The sequence below is a fragment of the Dyella thiooxydans genome (assembly GCF_001641285.1).
GTDB lineage: Bacteria > Pseudomonadota > Gammaproteobacteria > Xanthomonadales > Rhodanobacteraceae > Dyella_A > Dyella_A thiooxydans.
Genome location: NZ_CP014841.1, coordinates 1,755,005 through 1,779,781 on the forward strand (window position 1 = coordinate 1,755,005; position 24,777 = coordinate 1,779,781).

Here is a 24,777-nt window from a genome sequence, read left to right on the forward strand (position 1 = left end):
GTCATGCCCCCCACCTACGAAGCCACGTCCGCCTGGGCACAGGCACAGGATGCCGCCGACCCGCTGGCCGGCTTCCGCGACGAATTCCTGATCCCGCCGCACGAGGGCCGCGACGGCCGCTATTTCTGTGGCAACTCGCTCGGCCTGCAGCCGCGCGCCGTGCGCCCGGCGCTCAGCGCCGAACTGGACTACTGGGGCGAGTTGGCGGTCGAAGGCCACTTCAAGGGCCGCGCGCCCTGGCTGAACTATGAGGACTACCTGCGCGACAACCTCGCCGCGCTGGTCGGCGCCAAGCCGATCGAGGTCGTCGCGATGAACACCCTGGGCGTGAACCTGCACCTGATGATGGTCAGCTTCTACCGCCCCACCGCCGAACGCCCGGCGATCCTGATCGAGGCCGGCGCCTTCCCCACCGACCGTTATGCGGTGGAATCGCAGATCCGCTACCACGGCTTCGATCCGGCCGACGCACTGATCGAGCTGGAGGGGGACGGCCCCCACGGCACGCTGTCGATGGCCGCCATCGAGCGGGCCCTGGCCGAGCACGGACATCGCGTCGCGCTGGTGCTGCTGCCCGGCATCCAGTACCGCACCGGTCAGGCGTTCGACTTCAAGGCGATCACCGCGCTGGCGCACGCGCGCGGCTGCACGGTGGGCTTCGACCTGGCCCACGCGGTGGGCAACCTGCCGCTGGCGCTGCACGACAGCGGCATGGATTTCGCCGTGTGGTGCCATTACAAGTACGTCAACTCCGGCCCCGGCGCCGTCGGCGGAGTGTTCGTGCACGAGCGTCATGCCACCGCCGAACTTCCGCGCTTCCACGGCTGGTGGGGCAATCGCCGCGACAACCGCTTCCAGATGGCGCCGACCTTCGATCCCACCCCGGGCGCGGAAGGCTGGCAGCTGTCGAATCCGCCGATCCTGGCGATGGTGCCGCTGCGCATCTCGCTGGAGATCTTCCACCGTGCCGGCATGGACCGGCTGCGCGCCAAGTCGCTGCAGCTCACCGGCTATCTGGAGTGGCTGGTGAACTCGCAGCTGGCCGACCTGCTGGAGATCATCACGCCAGCCGATCCGACGCAGCGTGGCGCCCAGTTGTCGATCCGCGTGCGAGGCGGGCGCGAGCGCGGCCGCGCGCTGTTCGATTACCTGGTCGATCAGGGCATCATCGGCGACTGGCGCGAGCCCGACGTCATCCGCATCTCGCCGGCGCCGCTGTACAACCGCTTCGCCGACTGCCTCGCCTTCGCCGAGGCCGTGCGGGCGTGGAGCGACGCGGGCTGAATCGACGCGGGGACGTACGGCAGTATGGACGTCCCGCCAGCAGGAACATCGCAGGAACGTGCAGGGATGCAGGCAGGGAGGCACACCGTACCGGTGCCGGTTACCATCGGGAACCGGCACCCCGTCCCCACCACCTTCCGGAGCCACCGATGCGAAACACCTTGATCCACGGCCTGGCGGCGGCCCTGCTGCTGGCCGCGCCGCTGGCCTGGGGCCAGTCCGCCGCCGTGCAGGACAACATCCCCAAGCAGGCGCTCGACGCCACCGCCGCCCCGACCACCCTGGCCGACCTGTCGAAAGACCAGCCGGTCACCGCGAAGCACGCGATGGTCGTCTCGGCCCAGCACCTGGCTACCCAAGTCGGCGTGGACATCCTCAAGCGCGGCGGCAATGCCGTGGACGCTGCGGTCGCGGTGGGCTACGCACTGGCGGTGGTGCATCCGTGCTGCGGCAACATCGGCGGCGGCGGCTTCATGCTGATCCACCTGGCGCACGGCAAGGACGTGTTCCTCGACTTCCGCGAGAAGGCCCCGCTGAAGGCCGGCCCGACCCTCTTCCAGGACGACAAGGGCAACGTGGTCCCGGGCAAGAGCACCGGCACCTATCTCGGCGTGGGCGTGCCCGGCACCGTGATGGGCATGGACGAGGCGCTGAGGAAGTACGGCCACCTCTCGCGCCAGCAGGTGATCGCCCCGGCGATCAAGCTGGCGAAGCAGGGCTTCGTGCTGCAGCAGGGTGACGTGAACATCCTCGGCGAGCGCACCAAGGACTTCCAGAAGTACCCGAACGTCGGCGCGATCTTCCTGAAGAACGGCCAGCCGTACCAGGTCGGCGACCGCCTGGTGCAGCCACAGCTTGCCAAGACCCTCGAGGAGATCAGCAAGGGCGGCACCCAGGCCTTCTACCACGGCGACATCGCGCGCCGGGTGGTGGCCGCCAGCGAGGCCAACGGCGGCCTGCTGACGATGAAGGACTTCGCCGATTACACGGTGAAATGGGATAACCCGATCAAGTGCGGCTACCGCGGCTACACCGTGGTCTCCGATCCACCGCCCAGCTCCGGCGGCGTCACCGTGTGCCAGATCCTCAAACTGCTCGAACCCTATCCGCTGAAGGACTGGGGCTACGGCTCGGCCCGCGCCCTGCACTTCACCATCGAGGCCGAGCGCCGCGCCTTCGCCGACCGCAACAATTACCTCGGCGACCCGGCCTTCGTGAAGAACCCGATCGACACGCTGCTCTCGGACAAGCACATCGACCAGCTGCGAGCGACCATCGACCCGGACAAGGCCACGCCGTCCACCGAGGTCAAGGGCAGCCTCGGCGCCACCGAGGGCATGGACACCACCAGCTACGCCGTGGTCGACAAGGACGGCAACGCGGTGTCGGTGACCTACACCATCAACTACCTGTTCGGCGTCGGCCAGATCGCCGGCGACACCGGCTTCTTCCTCAACAACGAGATGGACGACTTCACCTCCAAGCCCGGCGTACCGAACACCTTCGGCCTGGTGCAGGGCAAGGCGAACCAGGTGGAGGGCGGCAAGCGCCCGCTGAGTTCGATGTCGCCGAGCATCGTGCTGAAGGACGGCAAGCTGTTCATGGTCACCGGCAGTCCCGGCGGCTCGACCATCATCACCACGGTGATGCAGAGCATCACCAACGTGATCGACTACGGCATGAACATGCAGCAGGCGGTGAACGCCCCGCGCATGCATCACCAGTGGTATCCCGACGCGGTGATCTACGAGCCGGGCCTGTTCACCGACGCGGTGAAGAAGGAACTGGAGGGCATGGGCTACAAGTTCAAGCAGGTGCAGTCCTGGGGCGCCGACGAGGCGATCCTGCGCAGCCCGAAGACCGGCCTGCTGGAAGGCGCCAACGATCGTCGCCGCCCGTCGGGACTGGCCGCCGGCTACTGATCCGGCCGCTCATCGAAAAAAAACAGGGCGCCCGATCGGACGCCCTGTTTCGTAGGAGCGCACCCTGTGCGCGACTGCTCTCCGTTGCATGGCCACTCCCTGTCACACGGCCGAAGGCGGTCGCGCACAAGGTGCGCTCCTACGATGCGGCGTCAGCGGCTGCGGCTTTCCGCGTGCCGCACCTGCCCTTCCCCATGCACCACGAAGCGCTCGATGGTGAGCGACTCGGCGCCAAGTCCCGACTCGCCGCCACCGGAAAAGCACAAAGAACAAGCTGCCCTCTCGGGCACCCTTTTCCGTAGGAGCACACCCTGTGCGCGACTGCTCTCCGTCACATGACCACTCTCTGTCACACGGCCGAAGGCGGTCGCGCACAAGGTGCGCTCCTACGATGCGGCGTCAGCGGGTGCGGCTTTCCGGGTGCCGTACCTGCCCTTCCCCGCGCACCACGAAGCGCTCGATGGTGAGCGACTCGGCGCCCATCGGGCCGTAGGCGTGAAGCCGCGTGGTGGAGATGCCGATCTCCGCGCCCAGGCCCAGCTCGCCGCCGTCGGAAAAACGCGAGGAGGCATTGACCATGATCACCGCCGAACGCAGCGCGTGGACGAAGCGCGCCGCGGTGGCCTCGTTGCGGGTGGCGATCACCTCGGTGTGGTCCGAGCCGTAGCGGCGGATGTGGCCGATCGCCTCGTCCAGGCTGTCGACCACGCGCACCGCGATGATCAGGTCGAGGAACTCGGCGTCGTAGTCGGCCTCGGTGGCCTCGACCATGTCCGCCACCAGCGCGCGGCTGGCCGCGTCGCCGCGCAGCTCCACACCCTTTGCGCGCAGCGCCTTCGCCGCCCGCGGAAGGAAGTCGGGCGCGATGTCCTTGTGCACCAGCAGGGTCTCCAGCGCATTGCACACGCCGGTTCGGGTGGTCTTGCCGTCGATCAGCAGGTCCATCGCCAGGTCCGGATCGGCCTCGCGATCCACATACAGGTGGCACACGCCCTTGTAGTGCTTGATCACCGGCACGCGTGCATGCTCGGTGACGAAGCGGATCAGCCCCTCGCCGCCGCGCGGGATCGCCAGGTCGACGATGTCGCTGAGCTGCAGCAGCTCGACCATCGCTTCACGGCGCAGGTCGTCCATGATGGTAAGCACCTCGCGTGGCACGCCGTGCCTGTCCATCGCCTCATGCAGGGCCGCGGCGATCGCCAGGTTGGAATACAAGGCCTCGGAACCTCCGCGCAGGATCACCGCGTTACCGGCCTTCATGCACAGCGCAGCAGCGTCGGCGGTCACGTTCGGGCGCGCTTCGTAGATCATCGCCACCACGCCGAGCGGAATGCGCACACGTTCGATCGCCAGGCCGTTCGGACGCGTCTCGCGGCGGGTCACCTCGCCGACCACATCGGGCAGGTCGGCGACTTCGCGCACGGCGTTGGCGATCGCCGCCACACGGCCGGCGTCCAGCTTCAGCCGATCCAGCATCGCACCCTGCACGCCCTTGTCGGAGGCGCCAGCCATGTCCTTCGCGTTGGCGGTGAGGATCGCGTCGGCATGCGCGTCGACCGCCTCGGCCATGTCGCGCAACAGCGCGCGGCGGGCCTCGGCGTCCAGCGTGGCAATCGCCGGGGCGGCGTCGCGGCAGGCCAGGGCGCGGGTTCGGATATCGCTCATGCTCAGATGTCTCCTGTGGTCAGGTCCAGCTCGCGCACCAGGGCGAGGTCGTCGCGATGCACGACGTTCTCGCCGAAGCTGTAGCCGAGCCGGGTCTTGATCTCGCGCGTGTGGCTGCGCGCGATGCGGTTGATTTCCATGGCGCTGTACTGGCTGATGCCGCGCGCGAAGGACTGCAGCGAGCCGTTTTCCCCCGGGCCGACAATCTCCACCATGTCGCCACGCTGGAACTCGCCCTCGGCCGCAAGGATGCCCTTGGGCAGCAGCGAGGCGCCTTCCTCGTTCAGCGCGCGCATCGCCCCGGCGTCCACCTCGATGTGCCCGGGCACCGCCGGCACGTGTCGCAGCCAGTACTTGCGCGCCTGCAGGCGGGTGGCCTTGGTGCGCAGCAGGGTGCCGTGCAGCAGGTCGCGCGAGAGCAGGCTCACCACCTCGCTGTCGCGGCCGTTGAAAAGGATCGTTTCGATGCCGGCGGCGCCGGCCTTCTCCGCCGCCTCCAGCTTGGTGCGCATGCCGCCAGTACCCACCGAGCTTCCGGCCGCGCCCGCCATCGCCATGATCTCGGGGGTGAGCTCAGGCACTTCGTTCACCGGCTCGGCGCCCGGATTGCTGCGCGGGTCGGCGGTGTACAGGCCGTCGATATCGGTGGCGATCAACAGCATGTCCGCGTCGACCAGCGCGGCGATGATCGCGGCGAGGTTGTCGTTGTCGCCCAGGGTGAGTTCGTCCACCGCAACCGTGTCGTTCTCGTTCACCACCGGCATCACGCGATGGTGCAGCAGTTCGCTCAGGGTGGCACGCGCATTGAGATAGCGGCGCCGGTTGCGCAGGTCGTCGTGGGTCAGCAGCACCTGCGCCAGCGGGATGTCGAGCAGCCGCTGCCACAGGCCGACGGTCTGGGTCTGGCCCAGCGCCGCCATCGCCTGGCGCGCGGCCTGGCTGGCATCTTCCTCGCCCGCGTGGTCCTTCAGCACCACGCGTCCGGCAGCCACCGCACCGGAGGAAACCAGCACGATCTCGCGCCCGGACGCGTGGCAGGACGCGATGAACTGCGCCAGCCCCAGCGCATAGCGCGTGCTGAGCCCGCCACCGTCGGCGGCGATCAGGCTGCTGCCCACCTTGAGTACGGCACGCCGCCACGGCGGCACGGACTGCTGTCGAAAGGCCCTGAGTTGGGTCATGTCCCCGGCATCCTCCATCGGTACAACCCTTAGAGGGTCTGGGCAGGTTCCGGCATTTCAACCCATGCGGAACAAATCCACCGAAAGACGTCTATTTCACTTGAAACATCTGGACGTCCAAATGAATCACGACGACACCCGCGCCAGATCGTCGCGATGCACGATCGCCGGCCCGTAGCTGTACCCGAGCACGCCGTCGATATCGCGGCTGTGGCGCCCGGCCAGCCGCCGCACGTCGACCGCGCCGTACTGGCAGAGTCCCCGCGCCACCACGCGTCCGTCAGGATCGACCACGTCGACCAGGTCGCCGCGATGGAAGTCGCCCGTGGCCTCGACCACGCCACCCGGCAGCAGCGAGGCGCGCCCGCCCGCCAGGGCGTTCGCGGCGCCGGCGTCGATACGGATCGATGCGTTGCCACCCGGCGCATGCAGCAACCAGTATTTGCGCGCCTGCATGCGGCTCTGCCCCGGCGTGAACAACGTGCCGCGCAGCCGCTCCTCGCCCAGCGCACGCACCGTCTCCGCGTCGCGACCGTTGAATAGCGCCGTGGCGATACCGGCCGCGGCGGCCTTCTGCGCCGCCTGCAGCTTGGTACGCATGCCGCCGGTGCCGACCACGCTGCCGCTGCCACCGGCCATTGCCATGACCTCGGGCGTGATCTCGGCGACATGCGGAATGGGCGCGACGTCCGGATCACGCCGCGGATCGGCGCGGTACAGCGCGTCGATGTCCGAGGCGATCAGCAGCAGATCGGCGTCGACCAGCGCCGCGACAATGGCGGCGAGATTGTCGTTGTCGCCGAGCTTGAGCTCGTCCACCGCCACGGTGTCGTTCTCGTTGATCACCGGCAGCACCTCGATCGCCAGCAGCTGGCGCAGGGTGGCGCGGGCATTGAGGTAACGGCGGCGGTTGCGCAGGTCGTCGTGGGTCAGCAGCACTTGGGCCACCGCGCGGGTCGACAGCGACTGCCACAGCGCGATCATCGGCGCCTGGCCCAGCGCGGCCAGCGCCTGGCGCTCGGCCAGGTCGCCGGCGGGCACGGCACGTTCCCGCAGCAGCGCGCGACCGGCCGCCACCGCGCCGGACGACACCAGCACCACTTCCCTGCCCTGCGCTTGGCTGTCGCCGATGAAGGCCGCCAGCGCCCGCGCATAAACGGGCGTCAGGCCGCCACCGTCGGCGGCCAGCAGGTTGCTGCCGACCTTGATCACCGCGCGGTGCCACGCCGGCAGCGGCTGGAACGCGAGCTCAGCCATCGACCACCTCGCGATCGCCGTGACTGCGCGGCGAAGAGACCACCAGGAAGCGCAGCTCGTCAGCGGAGTCGTTGCGCATCTGGTGCGCCGCTCCGGGCGGCACGTGCAGCCCCTGCCCCGCATCGAGACGATGCGCGACGCCATCGAGTTCCAGCGTGGCGGTGCCGTCCAGCACGTAGAAGAACTGGCGGGCATGCGCGTGCCGGTGACGTACTTCGCTGCTGCCCGGCGGCATGCGCTCCTCGATCACGCTGAGATCGTCGCCGTCCAGCAGGTGCCAGCCGTCGCACTGCCGGCCCCAGACGTAATGCGCTGCGTTGGCGGTGCTGACGGCGGCCATGGCGTCAGCTCACTGGCCGAGCGCGGCGAGCCGCGCGCGAAGCTCGTCCAGCTTCAGCTGGTCACCGGCACCGGGCGAGGTGCGCGCCGCCAGGCTGCCTTCGGGCGTACGACCTTCGCCGGCCGACGCCGCTGTCTCGGCCGCAGCGCGGTACGCATCGCGAAACGGCACGCCGGCCGCCGCCTGCTCGATCGCCACGTCGGTGGCATACATCGCCGGCTCGATCGCCGCGCGCATGGTCGCCTCGTTCCACTGCATCTGCGCCAGCAGGCCCGGCACCAGTTCCAGCGCCATCAGGCCATGGCGCACGCCGTGGAAGATCGAGCCCTTGGAGAATTGCAGGTCGCGCTGGTAGCCCGAGGGCAGCGACAGCAACTGCTCGATCTCGGTACGCGCCGCCGCCACACTGGCGTAGCTTGCGCGCAGCAACTCGACCACGTCGGGGTTGCGCTTGTTCGGCATGATCGAGCTGCCGGTGGTGTACTGCGCCGGCAACTGCACGAAGCCAAACTCGGCGGTGGTGAACAGGGACAGGTCCCAGGCCAGGCGGCGCAGGTCGAGCATTGCCGCGCCGATCGCCTCCAGCACCGCCATCTCGTACTTGCCGCGCGACAGCTGCGCGTAGATCGGGCTGATCTGCATGCGGGCGAAGCCCAATGTCGACGTGGTGTGCGCGCGGTCCAGCGGCAGGTTGACGCCATAGCCGGCGGCGGTGCCCAGCGGGTTGGCGTCGATCAGCTCACGGGTCTGCCGGGCGCGCAGCGCGTTGTCGATGAAGCCCTCGGCAAAGCCGGCGAACCACATCGCGGTGGAGGAGACCACGGCGCGTTGCAGGTGGGTGTAGCCAGGCAGCGGCAGTGCCGGATGCGCGGCGCGCTCCAGGCAGACCTCGGCCACGGCGCGGCAATGCGCTTCCAGCTCGGCCAGCTTCTCCTTCAGCCACAGCCGCGTGGCGACCAGGATCTGGTCGTTGCGGCTGCGCCCGGTGTGCACGCGGCGACCGGCGTCGCCGAGCCGCTCGGTGAGCCGGGCCTCGATCGCCGAGTGGCAGTCCTCGAAGCGCTCGTCCAGCACGAAGGCGCCGGAGCGGAAATCCTCCGCCAGCAGGTCCAGCTCGCGCTTCAGCGCTGTCGCCTCGTCCGCGCTGACCACACCGATGTGCTGCAGGCCTTCCACGTGCGCCTTGCTGGCGGTGATGTCGTGCAGGAAGAACTCGCGGTCGAGGATCACGTCGTCCCCGGCCAGGAACTGCATGATGCGCTGGTCGATCTGGATGCCGGATTTCTGCCAGAGAGGCTGGGTCATGGGGATCTACCTATGGTCTGTGTAGGAGCGCACCCTGTGCGCGAACGCTCTTGCCCGGTGGCCATCAGAAGCGAGAACTCTCGCGCACAGGGTGTGCTCCTACAGGTCAGTGCGGGATGGCGGTGAACTCGTCCACGCCGATCGCCCGGTTGATGTTCTGCAGCGCCTGGGTGGCCGCGCCCTTGAGCAGGTTGTCCAGCGTGGCCACCACCACCACGCGCTTGCCGTCGGCGGAAACCGCGAAGCCGCCGATGTCGACGTGATGCCTGCCGGCGACGGCACTCACCCACGGCGCCTCGTCGAGCACCTGCACCAGCGGCTCGGCGTCGTAGGCGTGATGGAAGCGCTGCATCACCTCCTCACGGCTCATCTTGCGCGCGAGGTAGAGGTTGGTGGTGACGGTGAGCCCGCGGAAGTGCGGCGCCACGTGCGGCATGAACTCCACCGGCACGCCTAGGTGGCGACTGGCTTCCTTCTCGTGGGTGTGCCCGGTGAGCGAGTACGGCATCAGGTTGTCGCGCAGCTTCTCGGGATCGTTCTTGTCCGAGGGCGTGGTGCCGGCACCGGAGTAGCCGGACACGCCGAAGCACACCGGTGGCGCGGCCAGCAGGTCCTTCAGCGGTGCGATCGAGAGCTGGATCGCCGTGGCATAGCAGCCCGGGTTGCTGATCTTCTTCTCACCGCGCCACTTGCCGCGGGTGAGCTCGGGAAGGCCGTAGTACCACGTGCTGTCGAAACGGTAGTCGGCAGACAGATCGAGGATCAGGGTATCCGGCTTCGCCTTGTCGATCGCCTCGACATACGGCGCGGCCTTGCCGTTGGGCAGGGCCAGCACCACTACGTCGACGCCCTGCGCAGCGACCGCGTCGGCGTCGAGACTGGCGTAGCGCAGCTCGCCGGCATAGCCGTCGACGTGGTCGACCACGCGCTGGCCATCCAGCTCGCGCGAGGAGACGAACACCAGTTCCAGCGCCGGATGGGCCGCGACGAGGCGGATCAGTTCGGCACCGGTGTGGCCGCGTGCGCCGACGATGCCGAGGGTCTTGCGTGCAGATGTCATGTCGTGGCTCATGGGTTCAGTCGACCAGCGTGGCCTGGCGGGTGGCGCAGTGGGCGACGCAGCGTTCGATGGTGTCGAAGCCGTCCAGCCCGTACCAGAACACCTTCCAGCGCTCCTGCTTGAAGCAGCCGTCGGACTCGGCGTAATAGAACGGATTGACCGGATTGCCGTGGCGCGAGCGCCAGAACAGCTGCGGGTGCTGCTCGCGCATCACCTGCCACACGGCTCGTCCCAGTCCTTCGCCCTGTGCGTCGTCGAGCACGGCGAACTTGTCCAGATACGGCAGACCCTCGTCCATCGTGAGGATCATCGCCGCGCGGTAGTTTTCGCTCACGTACACCCGGTACGGCGTGGTGCGCTCGAAGTAGTCGTCCACCACCTTGCGGCCGAAGCTCGACTCGATCAACTCGCGCAGGCGCACCTGGTCGACGCCAGCCCAGCTGTCGAAGGTCAGCACCTTCTCGCCGCGGCGGACCAGGGTGCCTGAACCCTTGTGGGTGAACAGCTCCTTGGCCAGCTCGGACGGCCGGGTGATCGACACCGAGGACGACAGCGGCAGCTTGTCCAGCAGGTCGGCGATCTGCTCGATCTTCACCCGCATGCCGCCGTTGATCCACGGCTGCGCCATCAGGTGGTCGTACTCGGTGGACAGGTTGATCGAGTCGATCAGCCGGCCCTGGTCGTCGAGCAGGCCGCCGGTGCCGGTGAGGAACACGATCTTGTACGGCTGCAGCACGCGCACCAGCTCGTTGGCGGCGAAGTCGGCGTTGATATTGAGGAACTGCCCTTCGTCGGTCTCGCCGAGGCTGGCGATCACCGGGATGGAACCCGCGCGCAGGCTGGCCTCGATCGGCGCCAGGTTGATGCTGTCGACCTTGCCGACCATGCCGTAGGTGTCGCGGTCCAGGAAACTGGCCATGAACACGCCGGAGGGCACCGAGGTGGCGCGGGTATCCATCGACTGCAGCGCCTCGACCAGCTTGAGGTTCTGCTGCTGGAACACGCGGCGCACGATGCCCAGCGCCTTCGGGCTGGTCACGCGCAGGCCGTTGACGGTCTGCTTCTCGATGCCGGCGGCCGCGAGCTCCTCGTCCAACTGCGGGCCGGCGCCATGCAGCACGATCGGCGTCAGGCCGACCTGCTGCAGGAAGGTCAGCGACGAGGTGAGATCGTTGAGTTCGTCACGCAGCACCGCACCGCCCACCTTCACCACCGCGAAGCGACTGGCGTCGAGCTGGGAGAAGCGCTTGAGGTACTGCTGGATCTCCTTCGCGCTGCCCATGGCGGAGAGCAGGCGAACGATGGTCTTGCGGGTGTGGGAACCGTTGGTCATGGCGTTGATCGGGGGAATGTCGGGGGACGGAGCTGCCGTCTCACGCGTTGCCGCGGGCGACGAGGCGATGAATGGTGTCGGCGTAATGCTGCAGCTGGTCGAGTGCCACCCATTCGTCGGCGGTGTGCGCCTGGGCGATGTCGCCGGGGCCGTAGACGAACGCGGTATAGCCCGCGGCGGAGAACAGCGCGGCCTCGGTCCAGAAGTCCACGGCATTGCCGACCGGGATATCCAGCTCGTCGGCCAGGTCGCGCGCGGCCAGCCGTCGCGATTCGGCAGTAGCGGTGTCACCGGCCGGGAGCGAGTCGCCGCGGAACGTCTCGGTGAACTCGGCGGGCACCGGTTCCACCAGGGTGCGCAGGGTTTCCAGCATGCGATCCGGGTCCATCGTCGGCAGAGGGCGGAAGCCGAAGCGCACCTCGGTGGTCGGCGCGATCATGTTGGCCTTGATGCCCCCGTCGATGCGGCCGATGTTGAAGCGCAGGCCGGTCAGCCCGCCGAAGCGCTCGTGCGACTGCGCCGCAGCGAAATCCAGCGCCGCATCGCCCCAGCGCACCGCCTGGTGCAGCGCGCTGTCGCTGGGCTTCTGCTCGCCCGAGGCATGGCCGGCGTGGCCGGCAAAGCGCATCAGCACCGAATGGATGCCGCGATGGGCGAGCACCGCCTCGCCCCTGGTTGGCTCGGCCACGATGATCGCGTCGTAGTCGTGCTTCGCGCGCAGGAAGCCGGCGATGCAGCGCGCATCGTTGGCCTCCTCGTCAGTGGAGAACAGCATCGCCATCGGGCCGTCGGTGACGTTCGCCACGGCGATCAGGGCCGCCGCCGCCCCCTTGATGTCGCAGGCGCCCAGGCCGATCGCGCGGTCGTCGGTGATACGCAGCACATGGGGATCGGCACTCCAGTGCGGCGAATCGGGCACGGTGTCCAGGTGCACGTTGAACAGCCGCTTCGGCGCACCGCGCACGGCATGCAGGGTGACCGCACCGGCACCGTAGTCGGTGACGGTCACCTCGAAGCCCGGCAGCTGCGCACGGATGTAGTCGAAGATGCCGCCGGTACCGATCTCGCGCGGCGGATTGCGCGTGTCGAAACCGACCAGCGCCTGGAGGTGTTCCAGGGTGGATTGCAGAAGAGGATTCATGGCCTGCCTGGCTGTCGGGTGTAGATGTCCGGGTCGAGCTTTTCCATCAGGTTCTGCGGCCGGCTCGGTGCAGTGAAACCGAAGCCGGCATACAGCGTGTGCGCATCGCTGGTGGCCAGGCTGAAGCGCCGCAGGCCCTGCAGCTGCGGGTGCGCCATCACCGCCGCCATCAGCGCCTTGGCATAGCCGTGTCCGCGGTATTGCGGCAACACGAACACATCCGCCAGGTAGCCGAAGGTGGCGCCATCGGTGACCACCCGCGCGAACGCGATCTGGCGGCCGTCGAGGTAGCCGCCGAAACAAAGCGAGCCCTCGATGGCCCGTTCCACCGTCTCGCGCGGGATGCCGCGGCTCCAGTAGGCCTGCTCGGCGAGGAAGGCGTGGATCATGTCCCGATCCAGCGCCTCCCGTGACGTGTCGATGCGCAGCGTGCCGTCCATGCGTCAGCGATTGACCTCGGCCCACAGCGTCGAGCTCATGCCGAACAGCTTGATGAAGCCCTCGGCCTCCTCCACGCCCCAGTCGGCCGACTGCGCGTAGGTGGCGCCCTTGGCGTTGAGGATGTGCGGCGAGCGGATCTCCACCGCGGTGACCTGGGCGCCGGCGGTCTCCAGCACCACTTCGCCGTTGACCTGCGACTGGCTGGAGGCGAGGAAGGCTTCCAGGTCGGTCTTCACCGGATCGTGGAAGAAGCCTTCGTAGACCACCTCGACCCACTTGCGCGCCACCTCGGGCTTGAAGCGGTTCTGCTGCTTGGTCAGCACCGCCTCTTCCAGCGCGCGGTGCGCGGCGAGCAGCGAGATCAGGCCCGGCGCCTCGTACACGATGCGACCCTTCAGGCCGATGGTGGTGTCGCCGGTGTACATGCCGCGACCCACGCCATACGGCGCGAACAGCGCGTTGAGCTTGGCCAGGATCGCCGCCCCCGGCAACTTCTCGCCGTTGAGCGACACCGCTTCGCCCTTTTCGAAGCCCAGCGTGACGGTCAGCCTTTCGGACGGCCATTCGGCGCGCGGCTTGCACCAGCCACGGGCGCCCTCGCCCGGCGCCTTCCAGTGGTCGATCTCGCCGCCGGACAGGGTCACGCCGAGCAGGTTCTCGTTGATGGTGTAGCTCTTCTGCTTGGCACGCACTTCGAAGCCGCGCTCTTCCAGGTAGGCCTGCTCGTAGGCGCGGGTCTGGGTGTGCTCCTTCTGGATCTCGCGGATCGGCGCGACGATCTGGTAGTCGCCCTGCGCCTTCACCGCCAGGTCGAAGCGCACCTGGTCGTTGCCCATGCCGGTGCAGCCGTGCGCGATCGCCCTGGTGCCCAGCTCCTTCGCACGGGCGATCGCCGCATCGACGATCAGGTAGCGGTCGGAGACCAGCAGCGGGTACTGGCCTTGGTAGCCCTCGCCGGCCCAGACGAAGGGCTTCACGAAGCCGTCCCAGATCGCCGGGCCGCCGTCCACGGTGACGTGGCTGGCCACACCGAGCTCTTTCGCACGCGCCTCGATATACGCGCGCTCCTCCGCATCCACGCCGCCGGTGTCGGCGAACACGGTGTGCACGGCCCAGCCGCGCTCCTTCAGGTAGGGGACACAGAAGCTGGTGTCGAGGCCGCCGGAGAAGGCGAGGACGATGTCTTTCTGGCTCATGGTGCGGGGATCCTGGGGCGAAGGTGGGCGATCAATCGGAAGCGACGACGGTGCGCGGTTCGCAGCGCACCGGGAAATTCACGGAATTGGCGATGAAGCAGGCGTGGTGCGCGGCCTCGTGCGCGGCCTCGGCCTGAGCCGGGTCGCTGGCGGCGGTGATGGTGACGACGGGACGCAGCACCACTTCGGTGAAGTGGCCGCCGTCGCCTTCGGTCACCATCATGCCCTCGGCGGCGTCGCGGTAGTCGGTAACGACCACACCGGCGACGGTCGCCATGTGCAGGTAGGACAGCATGTGGCAGGTGGACAGCGCGGCCACCAGCATGTCTTCCGGGTTGTGCCGGGTGGCATCGCCGCGGAAGGTGGGATCGGCCGACCCGGCCAGATCCGGCTTGCCCGGCACGCGGATCACATGGTTGCGGCTGTAGTTGCGGTAGCCGTCGGTGCCGGTGCCGCGGTTGCCGGTCCAGACCACGTCGACGCGGTAGCGATGCGGGCGGTTCATGCGTGGTGCTCCTCCTGTGCCTGCATCAGGGCGGCCAGTGCGAGGTCATCGCCCTGCCCGCGACGGCCCAGACCGGCGATCACGCCGGCACGGTTCGCTGCCGGATGGTTCTGGCTGAGCTTGAACTTGCCCTCGATGCGATCGATCGCGATCTCGATGCCGGCGATGGCACCGAGCAGCTTCTGCACATGGTCGGCCGGTGCATCGGCGACCTTCCACGGCGACGGCTCGGTCGCCTCGAAGCGATCGGTCAACGCGTCGAGCAGATCGCGCAGCCAGCCGGCGTCACGGATCACGCGCAGGCGCCCGTGGACGTGCGCCACGGCGTAGTTCCAGGTCGGCACCTCGCGTCCGGTTTCACGCTTGCTGGGATACCAGTTCGGGCTCACGTAGCCCTGCGGACCGTGGAACAACGCGACCACCGCGGCACCATCCATCGCGGCCAGTTCGTTGCCACCGGCCACGTGGCCGCGCAGCACACCGCCCTGCCGCAACAGCGGCAGGTGGTTCACGGCGACGCCGGCGTTGCCCGGCACCAGCAGCGTGGCGAACGGGTGCGCATCGATCAGCCCGTACTGGGCCTCGTCGCGGCTCTCGGCAAAATGCCCGGGCAAATACATGGACTCGATCTCAGCCCTGCCCGATCAGCGACGCCATCACCGCCTTCTGCACGTGCAGGCGGTTCTCGGCTTCGTCGATGGCGATGCAGTACGGCGCATCCATCACCGCGTCGGTGGCCTTGATGTTCCGGCGCAGCGGCAGGCAGTGGCTGAACAGGCCGTGGTCGGTCAATGCCATCTTCGCCTCGTCGACGATGAAGTGCTTGTTGGCCTCGCGGATCGGCTTTTCCTGCTCCCACTGGCCGAAGTACGGCAGCGCGCCCCAGCTCTTGGCGTAGACCACGTGGGCGCCCGAGTAGGCCTCCTCGATGTCGTGGCTGACCTTCAGCGAACCGCCGTTGGCCTGGGCATTCTCGTAGCCGGCCTGCATGTAGCGCTCGTCCAGCACATAGTCGGGCGTGGGACACAGCAGGGTCACGTCCATGCCCATCTTGGTGGCGATCAGCAGCGCCGAGTTGGCCACCGCGGTGTTCAGCGGCTTGGGGTGGTAGGTCCAGGTCAGCACGTACTTCTTCTTCGTCAGGTCGCCCAGGTGCTCGCGCATGGCCAGCGCATGCGCCAGCTCCTGGCAGGGGTGGGTGATCGTCTCCATATTGATCACCGGCACCGTGGCGTACTGGGCGAAGGCCTTGATGACCTTGTCCTGGCGATCCACCGACCAGTCCTGGAACTTGGGGAAGGCGCGCACCGCGATCAGGTCGACGTAGCGGCTCAGCACGCGGGCGACCTCGGCGATGTGCTCCTCGGTGTCACCGTCCATCACGCTGCCGACCTCGAACTCAATCGGCCACGCGTCCTTGCCCGGCGACAGCACGATGGCGTGGCCGCCCAGGTGGAACGCACCCAGCTCGAAGCTGGTACGGGTACGCATCGAGGGGTTGAAGAACAGCAGCGCCACCGACTTGCCGGCCAAATGCTGCCCGCGCGGCGAGCGCTTGAACACGGCGGCCTGCTCCAGCAGCGCATCGATTTCGGCGCGGCTGTAGTCCTGGGTGGTCAGGAAATGTCGAAGTGCCATGCGTTCGGAATCCTGTGTCGGTGGTCGAGTTGGAAAGTGGCGGAGCGGAAACGAAAAAACCCGGCGCGAGGGCCGGGTTTTTCAGTCGTTGCACATGAACAGCAGCGCGCGACAGCCTACCCGGCCGAATGTCGGACCAGCGGTCGGCGCGCACGCGACGTCATGCCAGCGGCCATGCGGGCGCTGGTGAGGACGTTGGCGGTATAGACGGCTGTGGACATGGAGGGCTCGGATAGCGGAAACCGAATCATGGCGGCAATTCCGCTGCCGTGCAACAAAAAAGTGGGCCCAGGGAGCGGCGGGGCCAAAAACGGGACCGCCGCCCGAAGGCGGCGGTCGGTAGAGGCTCTGACTGGCGGGAATCAGTCCGCCGGTTCGACGCTGACGCGCACCCGCAGGCGCTCGCCCGGGTCATAGCTCAGCCGCGACACGTAGACCTCGCCGCGATAACGGTATTCCACGTCGTAGCTGGTGATGCGGCGCTGCTCGCTGACCTGGCTGACCTCGCGGCAACGGGTCTCGGTGGTCTGGTATTCCGAACCGCTGCCTGCCGCCCGGTGGCCGATCGCGCCGCCAGCCACGGCACCGGCCACGGTCGCCGCCTTGCGGCCATCGCCCTTGCCGATGGTGTTGCCCAGCACGCCACCGACGATGGCACCGAGCACGGTACCGGCGGTGCTGTTGCCACCCTCGCGGCGCACCACCTGCTGGTCGTAGCACTGCTGCTGCGGCGCCTCGGTACGCACGATGGAATAGTTGGGATCCACGCGCAGCACATCCGCCCAGCCGTAATGCGTATTGTCGTCGCCCCCCTGGGGCGGCGGCGGCCCGTAACGATCCTGGGCGTGCGCGGCACCGAACATCAGGGTCAGCGCCAGGGCGGGGAGCAACATCTTGTTCATACGAACTCCGGACGGAGAGGTTCTCTGGACCCACTGCGGGGCCGTCGCATTCGAACAAATTCACACTGAATCGACGCTTAGAACACCGGCCCCGCACCCGGCCCGGCTTAGCGCTTGTTAAGATGCCCGGCCGATTCCCGTCCGGCGGCCCTGCCGGACGCCCGCCCCGTGGATGCACCGCCGATGCCGATTTCGCTCTACAACAGCCTGAACCGCCAGGTCGAACCGTTCGCACCGCTCGATCCCGAGCGGGTGACGATGTACCTGTGCGGCCCGACCGTGTACAGCTACGTGCATATCGGCAACGCCCGTGGCCCGGTGGTGTTCGACGTGCTGGTGCGGCTGCTGCGCCGGCATTACCCGAAGGTGGTCTACGCCCGGAACATCACCGACGTGGACGACAAGATCAACGCCGCCGCCCGGGAACAGGACGTGCCGATCTCGGCGATCACCGACCGCTTCACCGCCACCTACCGCGACGACATGGCCAAGCTGGGCATCGCCCCGCCGGACATCGAGCCGCGCGCCACCGCGCATATCGGCGAGATCGTCGCGATGATCCGGACGCTGATCGCCAACGGCCACGCCTACGAGGCGGAAGGTCATGTGCTGTTCGACGTCGCCTCCTATGCCGCCTACGGCGCGCTGTCCGGTCGCGATACCGAGGAGATGATCGCCGGCGCCCGCGTCGAGGTCGCCCCCTACAAGAAGAACCCGGTCGACTTCGTGCTGTGGAAGCCGTCCACGCCGGAGCTGCCTGGCTGGGACAGCCCCTGGGGGCGTGGCCGCCCCGGCTGGCATATCGAATGCTCGGCGATGAGCGCCGCCCACCTGGGCGAAACCATCGACATCCACGCCGGTGGCGTCGATCTGCAGTTCCCGCATCACGAGAACGAGATCGCCCAGTCCACCTGCGCCCACGGCGGCAAGGTGTTCGCCCGCTGGTGGCTGCACAACGGCATGCTCACCTTCGGCGGCCGCAAGATGTCCAAGTCGCTGGGCAACGTGCTGCATGTCCACCAACTGCTGCAGCAGCATCCACCTGAGGCGCTGCGCCTGCTGCTGATGCGCGGCCACTACCGCCAGCCACTGGACTGGTCCGATCAGGCGATCGCCCAGGCGGTCAGCACGCTGGATGGCTGGTACCGCGTGCTGCGTGACCTGGCCGACGTGACGGTGGAAGGTGAGCTTCCGGTGCCGGCGGCGGTCGAGGCCGCGCTGTGCGACGACCTCAACACCCCGCAGGCGCTGGCCGAGCTGGCCACGCTGGCCGATACCGCGCGCCAGGCCGGCACGCCGGAAGCCAAGGCCGCCCTGCTCGGCGGCGGCGCCCTGCTCGGCCTGCTGCAGCAGGACCCCGAGGCCTGGTTCCGCAAGGGGGCCGACGCGGTGGATGGCGCCCGTGTCGAGGCGCTGCTGGAAGAACGCAAGGCGGCTCGCGCCGCGAAGGACTTCGCCCGCGCCGACGCGATCCGTGCCGAACTGACCGCGATGGGCGTGGTGATCGAGGACGGCGCCCAGGGCACGCGCTGGAGCGTCGCCAAGGCGTGATCTATGTAGGAGCGCACCCGGTGCGCGAATGCTCTTTCGCGGCGTGAAGAAAAGCCATCGCGCACCGGGTGCGCTCCTACGGCGGTGGGTCGCTTCGCGCCGGCGCGGGGGCGATAATGGTGGGATGACTGAAACGACCGCTACCGCCCACGACGCCCAGCAGCAGATCGCCGAGGAGTTCGCCTTCTTCAGCGACTGGACCGAGCGTTACCAGTACCTGATCGACCTCGGCAAGCAGCTGCCGGCGTTCCCCGAGGCATCGAAGACCGACGAGTGGCGCGTGCATGGCTGCCAGTCAATGGTCTGGCTGGTGCCGAGCGGCGATGCGGCGAAGATGCACTTCAACGCAGCCAGCGACTCGGCCATCGTCTCGGGCCTGCTCGCGTTGCTGCTGCGGGTGTACTCCGACCGTTCCGCGGCGGACATCGTGGCGACCGAGCCGGAGTTCATCCAGGCGATCGGCCTGGCCAAGCACCTCTCGCCGACGCGCTCCAACGGCCTGGCCGCCACGCTCGCGAAGATCAAGAGCTACGCCGCGGCCGCGCTCGGCTGACCCCTTGTAGGAGCCCGCTCGCGGGCGATGCCTTTCGCTCTGGATCAACATCAAAACCAAAAGCAGCGCCCGCGAGCGGGCTCCTACAGTTTGGCGAGGATGGTTTCGGACACGGGCCGGTCAGTCTCCCGGCGTTCCGAGTAACGATCCACCAGCTGGGCCGCATGCGGACGCAACAGCACAGTGAAACGCACCAGCTCCTCCATCACGTCGACGATGCGGTCGTAGTAGGCCGAGGGCTTCATCCGCCCGGCCTCGTCGAACTCCTGCCAGGCCTTGGCCACGCTGGACTGGTTGGGGATGGTGAACATGCGCATCCAGCGCCCGAGCAGGCGCAGCGTGTTCACCGCGTTGAACGACTGCGAACCGCCGGACACCTGCATCACCGCCAGCGTGCGGCCCTGGGTCGGGCGGATCGCGCCGATCGACAGCGGCAGGTGGTCGATCTGCGCCTTCATCACCCCGGTGACCTGCCCGTGCCGCTCCGGGCTGCACCACACCTGCCCTTCCGACCATTGCGAGAGCTCGCGCAGCTCCTGCACCGCAGGATGCGCGTCGGCGCCCGCCTGGTCCGGAAGCGGCAGGTCGGACGGATCGAAGATGCGCGTCTCGGCGCCGAAGAAGCGCAGCAGGCGCGCGGCCTCTTCCACGGCCAGCCGGGAATACGAGCGCTCGCGCAATGAGCCGTACAGCAGCAGGATGCGCGGCGGCGGTTCGCCCAGGCCGAGGCCTTCGGCCGGGCGACGATGGGCATAGCGCGCGTCCAGCGCCGGCAGATGGTCCGGATCGACCAGCGTGCGCTGCCGGCTCATCCTTCCGCTCCCACCTGAACGCCGAACCACCCCTGCATCGCCCGCGCCGCATGCACCAGCAGCAGCAGCACCGGCACCTCCACCAGCGGACCGATCACCGCCGCGAATGCCACCTTGGAGGCCAGCCCGAACGCGGCGATCGCCACCGCGATGGCCAGCTCGAAGTTGTTGCCGGCGGCGGTGAACGCGACCGCCGTGGTGCGCGGGTAATCCGCGCCGACCCAGCGCGCCATCACGAAGCTCACCCCGAACATCACCACGAAATAGACCACCAGCGGCAGCGCCACCCGCAGCACATCGCCCGGCAACGCCAGCAGCTCGCCGCCCTTCAGGCTGAACATGGCGACGATGGTGAACAGCAGCGCGGCCAGGGTCAGCGGCCCGATCCGCGGCAGGAAGCGCTCGTTGAACCAGGTCGCGCCACGGCGACGGATCAGCACGCGGCGACTTAGCCAGCCTGCCGCGAACGGGATGCCGAGATAGATCAGCACCGCCCCGGCAATCGTGGTGAAGGCCACCGGCACCACCTGCCCGGCCAGCCCGAACCACGGCGGCAGCACCGACAGGAAGAACCAGGCGTAGGCACCGAAGGTGAGCAGCTGGAAGATCGCGTTGAACGCCACCAGCCCGGCGACGTACTGGTTGTCGCCGCCAGCCAGCTGGTTCCACACGATCACCATCGCGATGCAGCGGGCCAGCCCGATCAGGATCAGCCCGGTCATGTACTCGGGCCGGTCGCGCAGGAAGATCACCGCCAGCGCAAACATCAGCACCGGGCCGATCACCCAGTTCTGCAGCAGCGACAGCCACAGCAGATGGCGGTCGGCGAACACGCGATGCAGCTCCTCGTAGCGGACCCGCGCCAGCGGCGGATACATCATCAGCACCAGGCCGATGGCGATGGGGATATTGGTGCTGCCGATGCTGAGCCGGTCCAGTGCCGCCGGCAGGCCAGGGAATAACGCCCCCAGCATCACGCCCAGTGCCATCGCGGCGAAGATCCACAGGGTCAGGTAGCGATCGAGGAACGAGAGGCGCAGGCGCGGACTCGGGGTGGCGGCGGTCATCATGTTGCCTTGGGGAGATGGTGAGCGGTCAGCCGACGCGGCGGCCCTGGGCGTCGAGCACGGCTTCGCCGTCTTCCTTGACGAAAGCACCGCGTGGACGCACCGGCAGCAGATCGAGCACGCGCTCGGAGGGACGGCACAGCGCCACGCCCAGCGGCGATACGACGAGCGGGCGATTGATCAGGATCGGGTGGGCAACCATCGCATCGAGCAGCGCATCGTCCGACAGCGAGGTATCGCCCAGGCCCAGCTCGGCATACGGCGTGCCCTTTTCGCGGATCAGGGCGCGCAACGGTTCACCGGTGCGCGCCGCCAACTGGGCAAGCAACGCGCGGCTGGGCGGCGTCTTGAGATACTCGATGACATGCGGTTCGAAGCCGCAGTGGCGGATCAGCGCCAGCGTGTTGCGCGAGGTGCCGCAATCGGGGTTGTGGTAGATCACCACGTCGACCGGAGCCGCTGCCGCGCTGGCGCCCTCGGCATGTCCGATGTGCTGAATCTGCGCACGCAACGATTCACGCTCCAGCCCCGCCAATGGCAGCGCGATGAATGCGCGGATGCGATGGGCCAGCAGGCGGAAGGCGGTGTGGAAAGCTTGCTCGCGCTGCTCGGGCGTGCCGGTGACGGCCGCCGGGTCTTCTATACCCCAGTGCGCCGTCATAGGATGTCCCGGCCAGATCGGGCAGACCTCGCCCGCGGCGTTGTCGCAGACGGTGAACACGAAATCCATCACCGGTGCATCGGCACCAGCGAACTCGTCGATGCTCTTCGAGCGTAGCCCCTCGACGGGATGACCGAGCTCGCGCAGCAACCCGAGTGCAAGCGGATGCACCTCGCCCTTCGGCTGGCTGCCGGCGGAAAACGCACGGAAGCGGCCGCCGCCTAGCTGGTTCAGCAGGCTCTCGGCAAGGATCGAGCGGGCCGAGTTGCCGGTGCAGAGAAAAAGGACGTTGAAGACGCGCTCGCTCATGGTTTCGCCTTGGCGGGTGGGCAGCAGGCCAGGTCGGCCAGCAGCGGGGTACACAGTTCGGGGTGGGCGCTGCAGCAGTCGCGCGCCAGGAACACCATCAACGCGCGCAGCGCGTCGAGACGCGCGCGATAGATGATCGAGCGGCCCTGCCGCTCGGTCGCCACCAGAGCGGCCCGCGCCAGCACGGCGAGATGGGCGGACATGGTGTTCTGCGGCACGTCCAACGCGCTGGCCACGTCACCGGCCGCCAGGCCGCGCGGCTCGTGGCTGACCAGCAGGCGGAACACCGCCAGCCGGGTCGGCTGGGCCAGGGCGGCCAGGGCAGCAAGGGCGACACTTTCTTCCATATATCCAGAATTATCGATATTTCATCGTCGCGCAAGCCCCGGAACGACGAAGCCCCGCCGGGGCGGGGCTTCGCACGGACCTCCAGGCAGTGCCTCGAGGTCAGTCGCCCATCTGCTTCTGCAGATGCTCGCGACGCTCCTGCGCATCGAGCGACAGGGTGGCGATCGGACGGGCGTCGAGACGGTCGACGCCGATCTCCTCGTCGGTCTCCTCGCAGTAGCCGTAGCGGCCCTCCTCGATCCGGCGCAGCGCCTTGTCGATCTTGGAGATCAGCTTGCGGTAGCGATCGCGCGTGCGCAGTTCCAGCGAGTTCTCGGTCTCGCGGGTGGCGCGCTCGGCCTCGTCGCCGACGTCGCGGACTTCGTCGCGGAGGTTCTCCATGGTCTGGCGCGACTCCTCGACGAGCTGGTCGCGCCAGTCGCGGAGCTTGTTGCGGAAGTACGCCAGCTGCCGCGGGCTCATGTACTCCTCGTCGGCGGAGGGACGGTAGCCCTTGGGCAGGTCGATGGTGACGCTGGCAGGCAGCGCGTAGCGCCCGTCTTCCTTCGTCACGCCATGGTCGTTGTTGGCTGCAGCTTTATTCATTGAGGACGGCTGGGACTTCTGTTTCTTGGGAGGAGAGTGACTAATGGTAGCGGTTGCCACCTTCGGCGTCGCGATCGAGGTGGCACTGGCTACCTTGCCTGCTGGCGCCGGCGCTGCCTTTGGCGCAGCCGGAGCCGGCTTGGCGACCACCTGCGCAGGCTTGGCCGGAGCCGTCTTGACGGGAGCCGTCTTGACGGGAGCCGCCTTGGCCACCGCCTTCTTGGCAGCCTTCGGCGCGACCGCCTTCTTCGGCACCGGCGCGGGTTTCAAAGCCTTCTTTACCGGGGCCTTCTTGGCCACGGCCGGTTTGGCGACCACCTTCCTGGCAGGTGCCTTGGCCGGCACCTTCTTCGCGACGGCCTGCTTTGCCGCGACCTTCTTCACCGCAGCCTTCTTGGCGGCCACCTTCTTCGCAGGTGCCTTCTTGGCAGGTGCCTTCTTGGCGGCTGCAGGCTTGGGCGCCACCTTCTTCGCGACCGGCTTCTTCGGCACAGGCTTCTTGGCTGCGACCTTGGTTTTCCCGGCTGCGGGCTTGGCGATGGTCCGGGACGCACCACGCGATGTGGCTGCGACGGGCTTTGCCTTCCCTGTCTTGGTGGACTTCGCCGTGGCCGCAGGCTTGTTCTTCTGCGCCTTGCTGGCGGTCGAACTACGCGTGGTTTTCGCCATTTCCCTTCACCATTTTGGCCGTGGCGGCCGGGTGTTATAGCCCATGTGCCTTACACCAGCAAGCGAGCTTTCTGGAATACTGGGGCATTACAAACCGCCAGCCGCTTCGGCCGCGTGAAGTGCCTTGACCCGATTCCTGCTTCTTTTGCTCCGCCTGTACAAACGCTGGCTCAGCCCCCTGCTGGGACAACGCTGTCGCTTCTACCCCAGTTGCTCGGATTATGCACGGATTGCGGTGGCCCGCTTCGGGCCGTTGCGCGGGAGCATCCTCGCCGCGTGGCGTATTGTCCGCTGCCAGCCGTTGTGCTGCGGTGGCGAGGATCCGGTGCCGGAGACGTTCGAGCTGCGCCGATGCCGCCACGAGGCCCCCACGGGCACCGACGACTCCCGCCCTGCCCGCTGAGCGCACATCCATACCGCGAAGATGCCCGAATCAGCCGCCACGCCTCTCCACCCGCCATCCCGGCAATCACCGGGACCGTGCTGCTGATGTCCCCGACCGCCTGGCACTACCAGGACGGCCAGCGTGCCGTGGGACCGGTCGAGGAGGATGTCATCCGGCGACGCCTGAGCGAGGGCCGGATGCAGGCCGGCACCCTCGTGTGGTGCGAGGGCATGTCCGGCTGGGCACCGGTCGAACAGACACTGTTCGCCGCCGAGGTGCCTCTCCGGATCACACCGGCCGCGGCATCCGCACAAGCGTCGGTTCGAGTGAATCCGGCCGTGGCCTGGCTGATCGCCTGCCTGCCGTTTGCCCTGTTGCTGCTGTCGCCAGTGCCGGGCTCCGGACTGATTGGCATGGTGGCCTATATCGCGCTGGCGCTGCATGACCGGCGGCAACTGCAACGCGCGGGTCGCCCGTTGCTTCATGCCGGGTGGTGGCTGATCCTGCTCGGTGGCGTGGGTGCGCCGATCTATCTGTCCCTGCGCGCGGGGATGCTCGGCGACCGGCGGGACTACGTGCTGGTCAGCCTGCTTGCGATTGCTATGTTCTTCTTGTTCGCGCTGCAGGGCGGCATGCCGGCCTGAATCCCGCTGCGATCGCGAGTTCA

General features: G+C 68.0%; 25 protein-coding genes and 1 pseudogene. 6 read left to right on the forward strand and 20 right to left on the reverse strand.

Annotated elements, in window-relative coordinates; all coding sequences use genetic code 11:
- Nucleotides 1-3 precede the first annotated feature (3 nt).
- Both kynU and ggt read left to right on the forward strand, forming a co-directional pair.
- Complete coding sequence (gene kynU, locus ATSB10_RS07870) at nucleotides 4-1,284, forward strand: kynureninase (RefSeq protein WP_063671882.1); 1,281 nt, start codon at nucleotides 4-6, stop codon at nucleotides 1,282-1,284.
- Nucleotides 1,285-1,433: 149 nt separating this feature from the next.
- On the forward strand, nucleotides 1,434-3,206 hold the full coding sequence (ggt, locus tag ATSB10_RS07875) for a gamma-glutamyltransferase (protein WP_205631111.1): 1,773 nt from the start codon (nucleotides 1,434-1,436) through the stop codon (nucleotides 3,204-3,206).
- Between the two features lie 399 nt (nucleotides 3,207-3,605).
- Here ggt and ATSB10_RS07880 read toward each other — a convergent pair whose 3' ends face one another.
- The 14 genes from ATSB10_RS07880 to ATSB10_RS07945 all read right to left on the reverse strand — a co-directional run bounded on the left by ATSB10_RS07880 (nucleotide 3,606) and on the right by ATSB10_RS07945 (nucleotide 17,170).
- Nucleotides 3,606-4,871 carry a glutamate-5-semialdehyde dehydrogenase gene (locus ATSB10_RS07880; protein WP_063671883.1) on the reverse strand — a complete coding sequence of 422 codons (1,266 nt, stop codon included), beginning with the start codon at nucleotides 4,869-4,871 and terminating at the stop codon, nucleotides 3,606-3,608.
- Nucleotides 4,872-4,873: 2 nt separating this feature from the next.
- Nucleotides 4,874-6,052, reverse strand: coding sequence for a glutamate 5-kinase (proB, locus tag ATSB10_RS07885; protein WP_063674394.1), 1,179 nt, complete (start codon nucleotides 6,050-6,052; stop codon nucleotides 4,874-4,876).
- A 126-nt stretch (nucleotides 6,053-6,178) separates the two neighbouring features.
- Nucleotides 6,179-7,309 carry a glutamate 5-kinase gene (proB, locus tag ATSB10_RS07890; protein ID WP_063671885.1) on the reverse strand — a complete coding sequence of 377 codons (1,131 nt, stop codon included), beginning with the start codon at nucleotides 7,307-7,309 and terminating at the stop codon, nucleotides 6,179-6,181.
- Nucleotides 7,302-7,649 (reverse strand): cupin domain-containing protein, encoded by a 348-nt coding sequence (locus tag ATSB10_RS07895; protein WP_063671887.1) that lies wholly within the window; start codon nucleotides 7,647-7,649, stop codon nucleotides 7,302-7,304. The genes proB (ATSB10_RS07890) and ATSB10_RS07895 overlap by 8 nt, the downstream gene beginning before the upstream one ends.
- A 9-nt stretch (nucleotides 7,650-7,658) precedes the next feature.
- Nucleotides 7,659-8,954: an argininosuccinate lyase gene (gene argH, locus ATSB10_RS07900; protein ID WP_063671889.1), complete on the reverse strand. Its 1,296-nt coding sequence runs from the start codon at nucleotides 8,952-8,954 to the stop codon at nucleotides 7,659-7,661.
- A gap of 106 nt (nucleotides 8,955-9,060) precedes the next feature.
- Nucleotides 9,061-10,014, reverse strand: a complete 954-nt coding sequence (argC, locus tag ATSB10_RS07905; protein ID WP_063671891.1) for an N-acetyl-gamma-glutamyl-phosphate reductase — start codon at nucleotides 10,012-10,014, stop codon at nucleotides 9,061-9,063.
- A 16-nt stretch (nucleotides 10,015-10,030) separates the two neighbouring features.
- Entirely contained in the window at nucleotides 10,031-11,347 is a 1,317-nt protein-coding gene (locus ATSB10_RS07910; protein WP_063671893.1) for an acetylglutamate kinase, read from the reverse strand.
- A 40-nt stretch (nucleotides 11,348-11,387) separates the two neighbouring features.
- On the reverse strand, nucleotides 11,388-12,488 hold the full coding sequence (locus ATSB10_RS07915; RefSeq protein ID WP_063671894.1) for an acetylornithine deacetylase: 1,101 nt from the start codon (nucleotides 12,486-12,488) through the stop codon (nucleotides 11,388-11,390).
- Entirely contained in the window at nucleotides 12,485-12,928 is a 444-nt protein-coding gene (locus tag ATSB10_RS07920) for a GNAT family N-acetyltransferase (protein ID WP_063671896.1), read from the reverse strand. Before ATSB10_RS07920 ends, ATSB10_RS07915 begins: the two co-directional genes overlap by 4 nt.
- A 3-nt stretch (nucleotides 12,929-12,931) precedes the next feature.
- Entirely contained in the window at nucleotides 12,932-14,125 is a 1,194-nt protein-coding gene (locus ATSB10_RS07925; RefSeq protein ID WP_157469162.1) for an argininosuccinate synthase, read from the reverse strand.
- A 31-nt stretch (nucleotides 14,126-14,156) separates the two neighbouring features.
- Complete coding sequence (locus ATSB10_RS07930) at nucleotides 14,157-14,630, reverse strand: OsmC family protein (RefSeq protein ID WP_063671900.1); 474 nt, start codon at nucleotides 14,628-14,630, stop codon at nucleotides 14,157-14,159.
- Nucleotides 14,627-15,250 (reverse strand): FMN-binding negative transcriptional regulator, encoded by a 624-nt coding sequence (locus ATSB10_RS07935; RefSeq protein WP_063671902.1) that lies wholly within the window; start codon nucleotides 15,248-15,250, stop codon nucleotides 14,627-14,629. Before ATSB10_RS07935 ends, ATSB10_RS07930 begins: the two co-directional genes overlap by 4 nt.
- Before the next feature lie 10 nt (nucleotides 15,251-15,260).
- Nucleotides 15,261-16,268: an N-acetylornithine carbamoyltransferase gene (locus ATSB10_RS07940; protein ID WP_063671904.1), complete on the reverse strand. Its 1,008-nt coding sequence runs from the start codon at nucleotides 16,266-16,268 to the stop codon at nucleotides 15,261-15,263.
- Nucleotides 16,269-16,630: 362 nt separating this feature from the next.
- Nucleotides 16,631-17,170 (reverse strand): glycine zipper 2TM domain-containing protein, encoded by a 540-nt coding sequence (locus ATSB10_RS07945; RefSeq protein ID WP_017462815.1) that lies wholly within the window; start codon nucleotides 17,168-17,170, stop codon nucleotides 16,631-16,633.
- A gap of 183 nt (nucleotides 17,171-17,353) precedes the next feature.
- Between ATSB10_RS07945 and cysS the strand changes: the two genes are divergently transcribed.
- Nucleotides 17,354-18,721, forward strand: a complete 1,368-nt coding sequence (cysS, locus tag ATSB10_RS07950) for a cysteine--tRNA ligase (RefSeq protein WP_063671906.1) — start codon at nucleotides 17,354-17,356, stop codon at nucleotides 18,719-18,721.
- A 124-nt stretch (nucleotides 18,722-18,845) separates the two neighbouring features.
- Nucleotides 18,846-19,274, forward strand: coding sequence for a SufE family protein (locus ATSB10_RS07955; RefSeq protein ID WP_063671908.1), 429 nt, complete (start codon nucleotides 18,846-18,848; stop codon nucleotides 19,272-19,274).
- Between the two features lie 83 nt (nucleotides 19,275-19,357).
- Here the strand turns inward: ATSB10_RS07955 and arsH are convergent, their stop codons facing one another.
- The 6 genes and pseudogenes from arsH to dksA all read right to left on the reverse strand — a co-directional run bounded on the left by arsH (nucleotide 19,358) and on the right by dksA (nucleotide 23,725).
- The gene (arsH, locus tag ATSB10_RS07960) at nucleotides 19,358-20,086 is read right to left on the reverse strand and encodes an arsenical resistance protein ArsH (RefSeq protein WP_063671910.1); all 729 of its coding nucleotides are present in this window, start codon (nucleotides 20,084-20,086) and stop codon (nucleotides 19,358-19,360) included.
- Complete coding sequence (gene arsB, locus ATSB10_RS07965; RefSeq protein ID WP_063671912.1) at nucleotides 20,083-21,153, reverse strand: ACR3 family arsenite efflux transporter; 1,071 nt, start codon at nucleotides 21,151-21,153, stop codon at nucleotides 20,083-20,085. The genes arsH and arsB overlap by 4 nt, the downstream gene beginning before the upstream one ends.
- Before the next feature lie 28 nt (nucleotides 21,154-21,181).
- Nucleotides 21,182-21,598: an arsenate reductase (glutaredoxin) gene (arsC, locus tag ATSB10_RS19685; RefSeq protein ID WP_236886548.1), complete on the reverse strand. Its 417-nt coding sequence runs from the start codon at nucleotides 21,596-21,598 to the stop codon at nucleotides 21,182-21,184.
- 162 nt (nucleotides 21,599-21,760) lie between these two features.
- A pseudogene (locus ATSB10_RS19690) lies at nucleotides 21,761-22,123 on the reverse strand (arsenate reductase ArsC); the annotation flags it as partial.
- The gene (locus ATSB10_RS07975; RefSeq protein WP_063671914.1) at nucleotides 22,120-22,470 is read right to left on the reverse strand and encodes an ArsR/SmtB family transcription factor; all 351 of its coding nucleotides are present in this window, start codon (nucleotides 22,468-22,470) and stop codon (nucleotides 22,120-22,122) included. The pseudogene ATSB10_RS19690 and the gene ATSB10_RS07975, both read right to left, overlap by 4 nt.
- A 100-nt stretch (nucleotides 22,471-22,570) precedes the next feature.
- The gene (gene dksA / locus ATSB10_RS19560) at nucleotides 22,571-23,725 is read right to left on the reverse strand and encodes an RNA polymerase-binding protein DksA (protein ID WP_205631112.1); all 1,155 of its coding nucleotides are present in this window, start codon (nucleotides 23,723-23,725) and stop codon (nucleotides 22,571-22,573) included.
- Between the two features lie 124 nt (nucleotides 23,726-23,849).
- Here dksA and yidD point away from each other — a divergent pair, with 124 nt between their 5' ends.
- Together yidD and ATSB10_RS07990 are read left to right on the forward strand one after the other, a co-directional pair.
- Nucleotides 23,850-24,128, forward strand: coding sequence for a membrane protein insertion efficiency factor YidD (gene yidD, locus ATSB10_RS18955; RefSeq protein ID WP_083966144.1), 279 nt, complete (start codon nucleotides 23,850-23,852; stop codon nucleotides 24,126-24,128).
- Between the two features lie 86 nt (nucleotides 24,129-24,214).
- On the forward strand, nucleotides 24,215-24,754 hold the full coding sequence (locus ATSB10_RS07990; RefSeq protein ID WP_169816707.1) for a DUF4339 domain-containing protein: 540 nt from the start codon (nucleotides 24,215-24,217) through the stop codon (nucleotides 24,752-24,754).
- Nucleotides 24,755-24,777: the final 23 nt, after the last annotated feature.